11 protein-coding genes and 1 pseudogene are annotated in these 13,868 nt (G+C 70.3%); 9 read left to right on the top strand and 3 right to left on the bottom strand.

Annotated features, from left to right (window positions below):
* Window positions 1-28: 28 nt before the first annotated feature.
* From ACILR4_RS01865 to ACILR4_RS01875, 3 genes and pseudogenes are all read left to right on the top strand, one after another.
* Window positions 29-1,219: pseudogene (locus ACILR4_RS01865) on the top strand (methyl-accepting chemotaxis protein); the annotation flags it as partial.
* An 89-nt stretch (window positions 1,220-1,308) separates the two neighbouring features.
* Window positions 1,309-1,833 carry a chemotaxis protein CheW gene (locus tag ACILR4_RS01870; RefSeq protein ID WP_395699118.1) on the top strand — a complete coding sequence of 175 codons (525 nt, stop codon included), beginning with the start codon at window positions 1,309-1,311 and terminating at the stop codon, window positions 1,831-1,833.
* A gap of 45 nt (window positions 1,834-1,878) precedes the next feature.
* The gene (locus ACILR4_RS01875) at window positions 1,879-3,675 is read left to right on the top strand and encodes a methyl-accepting chemotaxis protein (RefSeq protein ID WP_395699119.1); all 1,797 of its coding nucleotides are present in this window, start codon (window positions 1,879-1,881) and stop codon (window positions 3,673-3,675) included.
* Window positions 3,676-3,683: 8 nt separating this feature from the next.
* Here the strand turns inward: ACILR4_RS01875 and ACILR4_RS01880 are convergent, their stop codons facing one another.
* Window positions 3,684-4,274 (bottom strand): 2-hydroxychromene-2-carboxylate isomerase, encoded by a 591-nt coding sequence (locus ACILR4_RS01880; protein WP_395699120.1) that lies wholly within the window; start codon window positions 4,272-4,274, stop codon window positions 3,684-3,686.
* An 85-nt stretch (window positions 4,275-4,359) separates the two neighbouring features.
* On the opposite strand from ACILR4_RS01880, the gene ACILR4_RS01885 reads away from it, so the two are divergent.
* A complete protein-coding gene (locus ACILR4_RS01885; protein WP_395699121.1) occupies window positions 4,360-5,097 on the top strand; it encodes an SDR family oxidoreductase in 738 nt (245 codons plus the stop codon).
* Window positions 5,098-5,108: 11 nt separating this feature from the next.
* Here the strand turns inward: ACILR4_RS01885 and ACILR4_RS01890 are convergent, their stop codons facing one another.
* Window positions 5,109-7,655, bottom strand: a complete 2,547-nt coding sequence (locus ACILR4_RS01890; RefSeq protein WP_395699122.1) for an ABC transporter permease — start codon at window positions 7,653-7,655, stop codon at window positions 5,109-5,111.
* A gap of 147 nt (window positions 7,656-7,802) precedes the next feature.
* On the opposite strand from ACILR4_RS01890, the gene ACILR4_RS01895 reads away from it, so the two are divergent.
* Window positions 7,803-8,597, top strand: coding sequence for a DODA-type extradiol aromatic ring-opening family dioxygenase (locus ACILR4_RS01895; protein WP_395699123.1), 795 nt, complete (start codon window positions 7,803-7,805; stop codon window positions 8,595-8,597).
* Window position 8,598: 1 nt separating this feature from the next.
* Here ACILR4_RS01895 and ACILR4_RS01900 read toward each other — a convergent pair whose 3' ends face one another.
* A complete protein-coding gene (locus ACILR4_RS01900; protein WP_395699124.1) occupies window positions 8,599-9,687 on the bottom strand; it encodes a BMP family ABC transporter substrate-binding protein in 1,089 nt (362 codons plus the stop codon).
* 180 nt (window positions 9,688-9,867) lie between these two features.
* On the opposite strand from ACILR4_RS01900, the gene ACILR4_RS01905 reads away from it, so the two are divergent.
* The 4 genes from ACILR4_RS01905 to ACILR4_RS01920 all read left to right on the top strand — a co-directional run.
* On the top strand, window positions 9,868-11,478 hold the full coding sequence (locus ACILR4_RS01905; RefSeq protein WP_395699125.1) for an ABC transporter substrate-binding protein: 1,611 nt from the start codon (window positions 9,868-9,870) through the stop codon (window positions 11,476-11,478).
* Window positions 11,479-11,592: 114 nt separating this feature from the next.
* Complete coding sequence (locus ACILR4_RS01910) at window positions 11,593-12,603, top strand: ABC transporter permease subunit (RefSeq protein ID WP_395699126.1); 1,011 nt, start codon at window positions 11,593-11,595, stop codon at window positions 12,601-12,603.
* Complete coding sequence (locus ACILR4_RS01915) at window positions 12,596-13,525, top strand: ABC transporter permease subunit (protein WP_395699127.1); 930 nt, start codon at window positions 12,596-12,598, stop codon at window positions 13,523-13,525. Before ACILR4_RS01910 ends, ACILR4_RS01915 begins: the two co-directional genes overlap by 8 nt.
* On the top strand, window positions 13,522-13,868 hold a 347-nt coding region (locus ACILR4_RS01920; RefSeq protein WP_395699128.1), incomplete at its 3' end, for an ATP-binding cassette domain-containing protein. The genes ACILR4_RS01915 and ACILR4_RS01920, both read left to right, overlap by 4 nt.

Below are 13,868 nucleotides of genomic sequence, written 5' to 3' on the forward strand. Positions count from 1 at the left end.
GCCGCCGTCGGCCACCATCGGCGCGAGCGTCGCCTTTTCGGCACTGGCTGCCTTCACCTACATCGACGCGGCGCTGGTGATGCGCCGCTTCCTGGTGAGCTTCATCGGCCAGGCCCAGCGCATCGCCGCGGGTGATCTTTCCACCGACATCGACACCCGCGGCAACACCGACGCGGCCCAGGTGCTGGAAGCCCTGCAGGCGCTGCAGACGGCCCTGCGGCGCTCGATCAGCACCATCCGCGGCAGCGCCGATGGCGTGACCACCGCGGCGTCCGAGATCGCCTCGGGCAACCAGGACCTCTCCTCGCGCACCGAACTCACCGCCAGCAACCTGCAGCAGGCCGCCAGCTCGATGGCGCAGCTGAACGCCACGGTGCGCCAGAGCGCCGATTCGGCGGCCCAGGCCAACCAGCTCGCCTCCTCCGCCGCCGCGGTGGCGCAGCGCGGTGGCGAGGTCGTCTCGCAGGTGGTCTCGACGATGGACGAGATCAACACCAGCTCCAAGAAGATCGCCGACATCATCGGCGTGATCGACGGCATCGCGTTCCAGACCAACATCCTGGCGCTGAACGCCGCGGTGGAAGCCGCCCGCGCCGGCGAACAGGGCCGCGGCTTCGCGGTGGTGGCCGGCGAGGTGCGCAGCCTGGCGCAGCGCTCGGCCGATGCGGCCAAGGAAATCAAGTCGCTGATCGGCGCCAGCGTCGAACGCGTGGAGTCCGGTGCCCGCCTGGTGCAGGACGCCGGCTCGACGATGGGCGAGATCGTCGCCAGCGTGCAGCGCGTGTCCGACATCATCGGCGAGATCTCCGCCGCGGCCAGCGAGCAGAGCGCCGGCATCGGCCAGGTCAACGGCGCGGTGGTGCAGCTCGACCAGATGACGCAGCAGAACGCCGCGCTGGTCGAGGAATCGGCCGCCGCGGCGGAGAGCCTGAAGGAGCAGGCGCTGCGCCTGGTGGATGGCGTGTCGATGTTCCGCCTGGGCGACGCGTCGGTCGCCAAGGCCGCGCCGGCACCGGTCGCCAGCGCCAGGCCGGCGGCCGCCGCCGCGCCGCAAGCCCCGGTGCCGGCCAGGGCGGCCGCCAAGCCCGCCAAGGCCCCCGCAACCCAGCCTGCAGCAGCCCCGAAGGCTGCGGCGGCCAGGGCCCCTGCCCCGGTCGCCAAGCCCGCCCCGGCGGCCGCCACGGCCCCGGCCGGCGGTGACGACTGGGAAAGCTTCTGATCCCGCGGGCATCAAGTTCCGCCGGCCCGAGCCGATAAATCCGAAAGGTGCCGGACGGCGCACCAGCTTCAACCCAAGGACATGCCACCATGGAAATGATTCAAGAAGGCACCCGCATCGCGCAACAGGAAGCTGCGCGCCGTGCCATCGCCAACGCGCGCAACGGCGAGTACCTGACCTTCCGCCTCGGCGCCGAGGAATACGGCATCGACATCCTGCGCGTGCAGGAGATCCGTTCGTACGAGCAACCGACGCGCATTGCCAATGCACCGGCCTTCCTGAAGGGCGTGGTCAACCTGCGCGGCGTGATCGTGCCGATCGTCGACCTGCGCCTGAAGCTGGGTTGCGAGACGGCCGAGTACAACCACTTCACCGTGGTGATCGTGCTGAACGTGCGCGGCCGCGTGGTCGGCGCGGTGGTCGACTCGGTGTCCGACGTGCTGGAACTCGGCGGCGACGCCATCCGCCCGGCGCCGGCCACCAATTCGCACATCGACACCAGCTACATCACCGGCATCGGCAGCGTGGCAGAACGCATGCTGATCCTGATGGACATCGAAGCGCTGATGTCCAGCGCCGACATGGGCCTGATGGAAGAAGAAGTGGCCGCCTGATCCCAAGACACGGCCCGGGGCCTCCCTGGGCCCCGGAGCGTGTGAATGAAGAAGAACGGGTTGACGATCGTCCAGCGGCTGTGGCTGCCGACGATCGTGCTGCTGGTGATGGTGGTGGTGATGGTGGGTGCCTCGAGCGTGCGCACCCGCCACTCGCAGGCGCTGGCCAGCCAGCACCTGCTGGAACACCAGCAGAAGCTCGAGGACGCCCTGGTCTGGGCTGGCCTCACCGAGACAAGTGCCGCACGCACGCAGGCATTGCTGCATGCGGCCGACGATGCCCTGGCCGCCAGCCTGAAGCCCGCGGTCGACGCCAGCGCCGCCCGCCTGGCCGAGGTGCAGAAGCGCATCGACGCACTGGCCGGCAGCGCCGAGGAAAAAGCCCTGCTCGCCCGCGTGGCCGAGAGCGGCAAGGCCTATGCCGCGGCGCGCGACGAAGCGCAGAAGCTGCGCGCCGACGGCAATGCCGATGGCGCCCGCGCCGCCTTCAAGGACAAGGCCCAGCCGGCCCTGGCCGCGCATGAAGCACAGCTGCGCGAATTCGTCCAGCTGCAGGAACAGCGCGCCGCGAACCTGCGCGACGAACTGGGCGCCGAGCGCATGCGCACGGTGTTCGGCGTCGGCGCGGTGATGTCGCTGATCGTCGTCGGCCTGGGCATCAGCACCATCTTCCTGGTGCGCGCGATCCGCGGCCCGCTGAACGAACTCTCGCGCGCGGCCGAACGCATCGGCCACGGCGACCTGACCGTCGAGGTCGACACCACGCGGCACGACGAGCTGGGCGAATCGATGCGTGCGCTGGCCGGCATGCGCGACGCGCTGCGCCAGATCGTCGGCCAGGTGCGCGAGTCCACCGACTCAATCCAGACCGCCAGCGCCGAAGTGGCCGCCGGCAATGCCGACCTGAGCCAGCGCACCGAGCAATCGGCAGCCAACCTGCAGCAGACGGCCGGCTCGATCAGCCAGCTCTCGGCCACCGTGCGCCAGAGCGCCGATGCCGCACAGCAGGCCAACCAGCTCGCCTCCTCGGCGGCTTCGGTGGCGCAACGCGGCGGCCAGGTGGTCTCGCAGGTGGTCTCGACGATGGACGAGATCAACACCAGCTCCAAGAAGATCGCCGACATCATCGGCGTGATCGACGGCATCGCGTTCCAGACCAACATCCTCGCCTTGAACGCCGCGGTGGAAGCCGCGCGTGCCGGCGAGCAGGGCCGCGGCTTCGCGGTGGTGGCCGGCGAGGTGCGCAGCCTGGCGCAGCGCAGCGCCGAGGCAGCCAAGGAGATCAAGAGCCTGATCGGCAACTCGGTCGACAAGGTCGAGGCCGGCAGCCGGCTGGTGCAGGACGCCGGCTCGACCATGGGCGAGATCGTCGCCAGCGTGCAGCGCGTGTCGGACATCATCGGCGAGATCTCGGCCACGTCCACCGAGCAGAGCCAGGGCATCGCCCAGGTCAGCGGCGCGGTGTCGCAGCTCGACCAGATGACGCAGCAGAACGCCGCGCTGGTCGAAGAAAGCGCCGCCGCCGCCGAGAGCCTGCGCGACCAGGCCGCGCGCCTGGCCGGCGTGGTGTCCACCTTCCAGATCGGCAGCAGCGCCTTGGCCAGGCCGGCGGCCGTTGCCGTTGCGTCCGTGGCGGCGCCCGTGCTGGCAGCAGCACCGGCGCGCCCAGCCGCCGCCCCGGCAGCCCGCGTCGCCGCCGTCTCGGCACGGACCGCCGCGATCGAAGCCAACACCCGGCCACCCGCCGAGCCCAAGCGCCCGGCCGAACTGGCCCAGGCCGTCATCAGCCAGGCCAGGGCCAGCGCCAAGCCTGGCGGTGACGACGACTGGGAAGCGTTCTAGCTTTTGAGTTACGCGGCCAGCGCCTCGCGGACGAAGTCCAGCCGGTCCTGGCCGAAGAACATCTCGCCGCCGACGAACATCGTCGGCGCGCCGAAGACGCCACGCCGCACCGCCTCGTCGGTGCTGGCCTTCAGCGCGGCCTTGACCTCGGCATCGGCCACCAGCGCCATCATCGCGGCGGGGTCGAAGCCGGCTTCTGCCAGCACGCGCCCGAGCACGGCCAGGTCGTTCAGGTTGCACCCGTCCACCCACATCGCCTTGAACACCGCGGCCAGCAAGGGCTGGAAGCGCGCGGGCTCGCGCAACTGCGTGCCGATGAGCCCGCGCATCAGCTGCAGCGTGTTGATCGGGAAATGCGGGTTGTGCGCGAAGGGCACGCCGTAGCGGCGGGCAAAGCGCGCCAGGTCCTGGTTCATGTAGCGGCCCTTGGCCGGCACCGCCGCCGGCGAGGCATTGCCGGTGGCCTGGAACACGCCGCCCAGCAGCATCGGCCGCCACAGCAGCTGCGCACCGGCCGATTCGCAGATCGCCGGCAGCTGGGTCCAGGCCAGATAGGACGCCGGGCTGCCGACATCGAAGAAGCATTCCACCGCGCGCATCCAGGCCTCCCAGTTGTCAAACGTTCGTTTACTGAACGGACGTTATGCTAGCGGCCGGACACTGTCAATCGCAGGAGGCGGCCACGTGAACCCGACCGACGACAACAAGGTGGCGCTGGTGATCGGCGCGGGCGACGCCACCGGCGGCGCCATCGCGCGGCGCTTCGCGCGCGAGGGCTACACCGCCTGCCTGACGCGCCGCTCGGCCGACAAGCTGCAGCCGCTCATCGACCAGATCCATGCCGACGGCGGCCGCGCCTTCGGCTACGGCAGCGACGCGCGCAAGGAGGAAGAGGTCGTCGCGCTGTTCGACCGCATCGAGGCCGAGCACGGACCGGTGGAGGTGCTGGTGTTCAACATCGGCGCCAACGTGCCCAGCAGCATCCTGGACGAAACCGCGCGCAAGTATTTCAAGGTCTGGGAGATGGCCTGCTTCAGCGGCTTCCTCAACGGCCGCGAGGCGGCGCGCCGCATGCTGCCGCGCGGCCGCGGCACCATCCTGTTCACCGGCGCCACCGCCGCGCTGCGCGGCGCGGCGAACTTCGCGGCCTTCGCCGGCGCCAAGCATGCGCTGCGCGCGCTGGCGCAGAGCATGGCGCGGGAACTGGGGCCGAAGAACATCCACGTCGCGCATGTCGTGGTCGACGGAGCGATCGACACCGAGTTCATCCGCACCCAGTTCCCCGAGCGCTATGCGCTGAAGGAGCAGGACGGCATCCTGAACCCCGAGCACATCGCCGAGAACTACTGGTACCTGCACCAGCAGCCACGCGACGCGTGGACCTTCGAGTTGGATCTGCGTCCCTACATGGAGCGCTGGTGAGGCTTTCTGACCTATTCTGCGGCGCGCCGTAGCGTCTCCATCACCGGCTTTCGCAGCACCTCGCGCAGGCCCAGCCAGCCGGCCGACAGCGCCAGCACCGCACCGGCCGCCGTGCCGGCCAGCGGCACCCAGGGCGACGGCGCCCAGCTGAACTCGAACACCTGGCGCGCCAGCACGCCGCCCACCGCCACCGCGGCCACCGAGGCCAGCAGCCCGGCCAGCGCGCCCACGCCCAGCAGCTCGGCCCGCTGCATCTGGCGCAGCAGCGCACCGCCGGCGCCCACCGCGCGCATCACCGCGTACTCGCGCGAGCGGCTCTCGCGCGTGGCAGCCACCGCGGCGAACAGCACCACCAGCCCGGCCGCGAGCGTGAAGCCGAACAGGAACTCGACAGCCCGGATCACCTGGTCCAGCACGCGCTGCACCTGCGCCAGCGAAGCCGAGACATCGACGTTGGTGATGTTCGGAAAGCGCCGCGCCAGGTCGCGGTCGAAGCCCGGCGTGTCGGGCGCGCGGAAGGCGCTGATGTAGCTGATGGGCACGTCATCCATCAACGCCCGCGGGAACATCACGAAGAAGTTGACCCGCATCGACCCCCAGTCCACCTTGCGCAGGCTGGTGATGCGGCCTTCCTTCTGCAGCCCGCCGATGTCGAAGCGCAGCTTGTCGCCCAGCTTCAGGCCCAGCGTCTCGGCCAGGCCCGACTCCACGCTCAGCGCATCCGGCTCGTCGGGCACCCAGGCGCCGCCCGCCACGCTGTTGTGGCCTGGCATCTGCGCGGCATGGCTGAGGTTGAACTCGCGGTCGACCAGGCGCTGCGCGCGCTCGTCGGCCCAACGGCTGGGCACCACCTCCTGGCCGTTGATGGCCACCAGCCGGCCACGGATCATCGGGTACCAGTCATAACGCGCAACGCCAGCGGCCTTCAGCGCCGCCTGGAAGGCATAGGCCTGCTCGGGCTGCAGGTTGATGACGAAGCGGTTCGGTGCGTCCTTTGGCGTGGCCTGGCGCCAGGCCGAGATCAGGTCGGTGCGCAGCAGCACCAGCAGCACCAGCGCCAGCAGGCCCACCGCCAGCGCCGAGATCTGCAGCACCGCGAAGGCCGGCCGCGCACCCAGCTGGCGCGTGGCCAGCACCAGCCAGCGCGGGGCGCGCGTCTCGGGCACGGCCCGCCGCAGCACCCGCACCGCCACCCAGGCCAGCAGCGCGAACAGCACGATGGCCGCGGCAAAGCCGCCGACCGCGATCAAGCCCATGCGCAGGTCCGACGAGGCCGCCACCAGCAGCGCGGCAAAGCCCAGCGTGCCAGCCGCCAGCACGCCCAGCGAGGCCGGCTTGATGCCGCCCACGTCGCGCCGGATCACCCGCAGCGGCGGTACCCGCGCCAGCTGCAGCACCGGCGGCAGGCCGAAGGCGAACAGCAGGGTCAGCCCGACACCCAGCCCGAAGGCCGCCGGCCCCAGCGTGGCCGCCGGCAGCGCCGCATCGACCAGACCGGCCAGCAGCTGCACGAAGACGAAATGCACCGCGAAGCCCAGCGCGACACCGGCCGCGCTGGCGATCAGGCCGACCACGCCGAACTCCAGCGCATAGGCGCCGGCGATGGCGCGCTGTGGCGCGCCCAGCACGCGCAGCATCGCGCAGTCGTCGAGGTGGCGCTGGGCGAAGTCGCGCGCGGCGATCGCCACCGCGACCGCCGCCAGCAGCGCCGCCAGCAGCGCCACCAGGTTGAGGAAACGCTGGGCCCGATCGAGCGTCTGGCGCATCTCCGGCCGGCCCGATTCGAGCGATTCGATGCGCAGCCCGCGCAGCTTGGCGCGGCCGACCTCGGCGCCGGCCCAGCGCACGAACTCGCTCACCGCGGCCTGCTGGCGGTCGCTGCCGGCCACGGCCAGCCGGTAGGTCACGCGGCTGGCCGGCTGCACCAGGCCGGTGGCCGGCAGGTCGTCGGCGTGCAGCATCACCCGCGGCGCGAAGCTCGAGAAGCCGGCCCCGCGGTCGGGCTCGAGCACGATGATGCGGTCGATCGTGAAGCGCTGGTCGCCCAGCAGCAGGCCGTCGCCGACCGCGAGCTGCAGCGCGTCCAGCAGCGCCGCATCCACCCACACCTTGCCGCGCGGCGGCGCGGCCGCCACCTCCTGCTCGGGCGCGTCCGGTGCGGCCTTCAGGCGCAGCGTGCCCCGCAGCGGGTAGCCCGAGGCCACCGCCTTCAACGCCACCAGGCGCGCTTCGCCGCCCTTGTCGTCGGGTGCGCGCGCCATGCTCGGGAAACCGGCCATCATCACCGTCTGCAGCCCGAGTTCCTGCGCCTTGGCCGCCAGGCTGGGCGGCGCCGGCTGGTCGCTGGCCACCACCGCGTCGCCGCCCAGCAGCGCGCGCGCGTCGCGGGCCAGTGCGGCGTCGAGCCGGCTGGCGAAGAAGCCCACCGCGGTCAGCGCGGCCACCGCCAGCATCACCGCCACCATCAGCAGGCGCAGTTCGCCGGCGCGGAAGTCGCGCCAGCCCTGGCGCCAGGCCAGGCCAAGAGTGGACACCGGGAGGGATTCGGGAGCAGCCATGGGGCGCGAAGGTACACCACAAGTGCAAGCCGCTGAACCGATCATGCAGAGCCGTTCAACACTGCGGGGGTATCGCGCTGCTGTAATGTCCGCATCATGTCGCGCCCCCACTCCCTTCCCCCGGTCTTCGTTTCACACGGCTCGCCGATGACGGCGCTGGAACCCGGCGTGGTCGGCCCGTTCTGGCAACGGCTGGGCCCGGCTCTGGACGCGCTGGCGGGCCGGCCGCAGGCCATCCTGGCGGTCTCGGCCCATTCGCTGGCGCGCGAGCCCGTGCTGCTGGCCGCCGCGCAGCAGGGCACGGTGCACGATTTCGGCGGCTTCCCCGAGCCGCTGTACCGCCTGCGCTACGACACGGCCGGCGCGCCGGCGCTGGCGCCGCGCGTGGCCGCGCTGATCCAGGCCGCCGGCCTGCCGGTGCACACGGTGAACGAAGGCGGCCTGGACCACGGCATCTGGTCGCCGCTGCGCTTCATCTACCCCGAGGCCGACATCCCGGTGCTGCCGCTGGCGTTCCCGCCCGAGTGGTCTCCGGCGCAGCTGTTCGCGCTGGGCCAGGCGCTGGCGCCGCTGGCCGACGACGGCGTGTGGCTGATGGCCACCGGCAGCCTGACGCACAACCTGCGCCTGCTGTTCGGCGCCAGCCGGCCGGCGCTGGACGCGCCGGAAATCCCGGCCAGTGCAGCCTTCCGCACCTGGTGGAATGAACGCAGCGCGGCGCGCGACTGGCCGGCGTTGCTGGACTACCGCCAGCAGGCGCCGCATGCGGCGCTGATGCACCCGACCGACGAGCACCTGCTGCCCTGGTACGTGGCCGCCGGCGCCGGTGGGCGCGAATCGGCGCCGCTGCCCATCCACCAGAGCCTCACCTATGGCTGCCTGGCGATGGATGCCCACGCCTTCGGCCCGCAGGCCGCGGCGCTGCAGCGCGCCGTGGCCTGACTCAGCGCGCCGCTGCCGGCAGCGTGCCGGTCACGCCCTGCACCAGCCAGTCCATGCCGGCGATCTGGGCGTCGTCCAGCGCGCCCTGGGCCAGCCGCGTCTTTCCGGTGTTATCGACCAAGGGCGCGGCAAAGGGCTTGAAGCTGCCGCGGACGATGGCCTGACGTCTGGCCTCGACCTCGCGCTTCAAGGCCGCCGGCAAGGCCGGGTTCAGCGCGCTCAGCTGCACCAGCCCGTCCTTCATGCCGCCCCACACCGGCTTCGGTGTCCACTGGCCGGCCATCACCGCCTGCGCCACCTGCGTGTAGTAGCCACCCCAGTGGTGGGTGACGGCGGCCAGCTGCGCCTTGGGCGCGAACTTGCTCATGTCGCTGGTGTAGCCGATGACCGAGACGCCCTTCTCCTCGGCCGCCTGCGGCACCGCGGCCGAGCCGCTGTGGTTGGTCAGCACGTCGGCGCCCTGGTTGATCAGCGTCAGCGCGGCCTCGCGCTCGCGCGCGGGGTCGAACCAGGTGTTCAGCCACACCAGCTTGACCTCGGCCTTCGGGTTGGCCGCGCGCATGCCCAGCGCGAAGGCATTGATGCCCTGCACCACCTCGGGCACCGGGAAGCCGGCGACATAGCCGGCAATGCCGGTCTTGCTGTGGCGCCCGGCCAGGAAGCCGGCCAGCCAGCGCCCTTCGTAATAACGCGCGTTGTACGTGTTCAGGTTGGCCGCGGTCTTGTAGCCGCCGGCATGCTCGAACTTCACCTGCGGGAAGTCGGCGGCCACGCGCAGCGCCGGCTCCAGGTAGCCGAAGCTGGCGGCGAAGATCAGGCCGCAGCCCTGGCTCGCCAGGTCGCGCATCACGCGCTCGCTGTCGGCGCCTTCGGCCACGGCCTCGACGAATCGGGTGCTCACCTGCCCGCCCAGCGCCTGCTGCATCGCCTGGCGGCCCTGGTCGTGCTGGTAGCTCCAGCCGGCCTGGCCCACCGGGCTGGGGTACAGGAAGCAGGCCTGCAGCGCTGCGGCCCGGGCCTGCGGCGCGATGACCGCAGAACTTGTACAGACAAGCGCCGCCCATAGCGTGCGCTTGAGGTTTTTGTGCATGGTTGTCCTCGACATGGCCCCAGGGAAAACGATGACGCCGGACTCGGGGGCACGAGGCCGGCGTCGAGCGCGATTGTCGCCGATGGCGGACCGTGCCTAAGGAAAACTCCCAAGCTGGCCCGCGCCTTGCAATGCAGCTTCCGGATTTAGCATTCGCGCACCGAAAGCAGGAGGCACACGATGACTCGATTTCCGAAGGGCCTGAACAAGGCCGTGATCGCGCTGGCCGCGGCGCTGGTGATCCCGGCGCTGCAGGCCAAGACCCTGGTGTATTGCTCCGAGGGCTCGCCCGAGAACTTCACCCCCGCGCTCAACACCACCGGCACGAGCTTCGACGCCGCGCGCCCGGTGTACGACAAGCTCACGCAGTTCGCGCGCGGCACCACGCAGGTGGAACCCGGCCTGGCCGAGAGCTGGACCGTCTCGCCTGACGGCAAGGTCTTCACCTTCAAGCTGCGCAAGGGCGTCAAGTTCCACTCGGGTGTCAACGGCTTCAAGCCCACGCGCGACTTCAATGCCGACGACGTGCTGTTCTCGTTCGAGCGCCAGTGGAAGCCCGATCATCCGTATGCCAAGGTGTCCGGCGGCAAGTACGACTACTTCGCCGACATGGGCCTGAACGACGACTTGCAGAGCATCGAGAAGGTCGACCCGCTGACGGTGAAGATCACCCTCAAGCGCGCCAACGTCACGATGCTGGCCAACCTGGCGATGGACTTCGCCAGCATCCATTCGGCCGAGTACGCCGACTTCCTGCTCAAGGCCAACAAGAAGGAGCAGTTCGACCAGTTCCCGGTCGGCACCGGCCCCTTCTCGTTCGTGATGTACCAGAAGGACGCGGTCATCCGCTACAAGGCCAACAAGGACTACTGGGGTCCGGCCGGCGAACGGGCGCTGGTCGACGACCTGGTCTTCGCGATCACGCCCGACCCCACCGCGCGCTACAGCAAGCTCAAGGCCGGCGAATGCCACTTCGTGATCGCCCCGCGCCCGGCCGACCTGCCCGAGATGCAGAAGGACGCCAGCCTGAAGGTCATTCACCAGCCGGGGCTGAACATCGCGTACTGGGCTTTCAACACGCAGAAAGCCCCGTTCGACAAGAAGGAAGTGCGGCAGGCGATGTCGATGGCCATCGACAAGGCCGCGATCCTGAAGGACGTGTACCTGGGCGCCGGCCAGCCGGCGAAGAACCTGATCCCGCCGACCATGTGGTCGTACAACGACACGGTGAAGGACTACCCGCACGACCCGGCCAAGGCCAAGGAGATGCTGGCCAAGGCCGGCGTGAAGACGCCGCTGGAGATCGACCTCTGGTACATGCCGGTGCAGCGCCCGTACAACCCGAACGCCAAGCGCATTGCCGAGATGATGCAGGCCGACCTGGCGAAGGTGGGTGTCAATGCGAAGCTCGTCACCTATGAATGGGGCGAGTACCGCAAGCGCATGCAGCAGGGCGAGCACATCACCGGCATGCTGGGCTGGACCGGCGACAACGGCGACCCCGACAATTTCTTCTTCCTGCGCGGCTGCGAGGCCGCCCGCCCCGGCGGCCAGAACCTGAGCAAGTGGTGCAACAAGGAATTCGACAGCCGGCTCGAGAAGGCGCGCTCGATTGCGGACATGAAGGAGCGCACCAAGCTCTACCAGGAGATGCAGGTCATCGAGCATGAGGACGCGCCCGACATGAAGATCGCCCACTCGGTGGTCTACGAGGTGATGCGCAAGGAACTCACCGGCTACAAACAAAGCCCGTTCGGCTCGCACCAGTTCAACGGGGTGGAATTGAAGTAACCCCCCCCCGGAGCGCCTTCGGCGCCTCCCCCCCAGGGGGGCGACGCCTGCGGACCGGCGGAGCCGGATCCGCGGCGTCTGCTTGGGAATACATCCCTTCGATCTGAGCTGTTTGTGCTTCGCTTCCTGCTGCGCCGGCTGGCGCTGACCATCCCGACCTTCGTCGCGCTGATGTTCGTCACCTTCGTGGCGATCCGGCTGGTGCCGGGCGACCCGGTGGAGGTGCGCGTCGGCGAGCGCGGCATCTCGGCCGAGCGGCTGGCGATGTTCCGCCACGAGTTGGGGCTGGACCAGCCGGTCTGGAAGCAGTTCCTCGACTACGCCTGGCAGCTGCTGCACGGTGACTTCGGCACCTCGCTGGCCACCAACCAGAAGGTGCTGACCGAGTTCGCCGCGCTGTTCCCGGCCACCATCGAGCTCTCGCTGGCCGGCATGCTGTTCGCCGTGGTGTTCGGCATCCCGGCCGGCACCATCGCCGCGGCGCGGCGCGGGACCTGGTTCGACCAGACCTTGATGGGCCTGTCGGTCACCGGCTATTCGATGCCGATCTTCTGGTGGGGCCTGCTGCTGATCATGTTCGTGGCCGAGCGCTGGGGCCTGACACCCGTGTCCGGCCGCATCGACCTGATCAAGTTCTACTTCGAGCCGGTCACCGGCTTCATGGTCATCGACGCCTGGCTCTCGGGCCAGGCCGGCGCGGTGAAGGACGCGCTGCACCACCTGGTGCTGCCGGCCATCGTGCTCGGGACGATCCCCTTGGCCGTCATCGCGCGCATGACGCGCTCGGCGATGCTGGAGGTGCTGGGCGAGGACTACGTGCGCACTGCGCGCGCCAAGGGCCTCTCGGCCAGCCGCGTGGTCGGCCTGCATGCGCTGCGCAATGCGCTGATCCCGGTGGTCACCATCATCGGCCTGCAGGTCGGCGCGCTGATGGCCGGCGCGGTGCTCACCGAGACCATCTTCTCGTGGCCGGGCGTCGGCAAGTGGCTGATCGAATCGATCTCGCGCCGCGACTACCCGGCGCTGCAGGGCGGCGTGATGCTGATCTCGTCGATCGTGATCGGCGTGAACCTGATCGTCGACCTGACCTACGGCCTCATCAACCCTCGCATCCGCCATGGCTGAGGCCGCCACCCCAACGCTCGCCGCGGCCGACCCCGCCGGCCCGGCACCGCAGGGCCCGCTGCGCGCGTTCTGGTCCAGCTTCCGCGAGAACCGCGGCGCGGTGATCGGCCTGGCCGTGGTGCTGTTCATCGTCGCGGTGGCGATCCTCGCCGACCTGATCGCACCGCACTCGCCCACCGAGCAGTTCCGCGACGCCGTGCGCGCCGCGCCGATGTGGGCCGAAGGCGGCAGTTCGCGCTTCGTGCTCGGCACCGACAGCCTGGGCCGCGACATGCTCTCGCGCCTGATCCACGGCGCGCGCATCTCGCTGTTCATCGGCCTGGCGGTGATGGGTGTCTCGTTCATCATCGGCGTGCTGATGGGGCTGGCCTGCGTGTCGTTCCAGGGACAGCTCGGCAACATGGTCGACGTGGCGATCACCCGGCTGATGGACCTGATCATGGCCGTGCCCAGCCTGGTGCTGGCCATCCTGGTCGTCGCGGTGCTGGGGCCCAGCCTCACCAACACCATCGTCGCGGTCACCATCGTCTACCTGCCGCGCTACGTGCGGCTGGTGCGCGCCTCGGCGCTCACCGAACTGGGCAAGGACTACGTCATCGCCGCGCGCGTCGCCGGCGTCGGCCCCTGGCGGCTGATGTTCATGACCGTGCTGCCGAACTGCCTGTCACCGCTGATCGTGCAGGCCGCGCTCGGCGTGTCCGACGCCATCCTCGAAGCCGCCGCGCTCGGCTTCCTGGGCCTGGGCGCGCAGCCGCCCACGGCCGAGTGGGGCACGATGCTGGCCGATGCGCGCGAGTTCATCCGCTCCAATCCCTGGCTGGTGACGCTGCCCGGCCTGGCCATCCTGGTCACCGTGGTGTCGATCAACCTGGCCGGCGACGGCCTGCGCGACGCGCTGGACCCGAAGATGAGGCGGTCATGAGCGCGCCGCTGCTCGATATCCAAGGCCTGACGGTGCGCTTCGCGACCCGCGGCGGCGCCTTCACCGCGGTCGACGGCGTCGACATCCGCGTCGAGCGCGACGAGGTGCTGGCCATCGTCGGCGAATCCGGCTCGGGCAAGTCGGTCGCGATGCTGGCGATCATGGGCCTGCTGCCATGGACCGCCACCGTCACCGCCGAGCGTCTGGCCTTCGACGGCCAGGACCTGCGGGGGCTGACGCCCAGGCAGCGCCGGCAACTGATCGGCCGCGACATCGCGATGGTGTTCCAGGAGCCGATGTCCTCGCTGAATCCCTGCTTCACCGTCGGCTACCAGATCGGCGA

This window comes from Aquabacterium sp. (assembly GCF_044226965.1).
Taxonomy (GTDB): Bacteria; Pseudomonadota; Gammaproteobacteria; order Burkholderiales; family Burkholderiaceae_C; genus Pseudaquabacterium.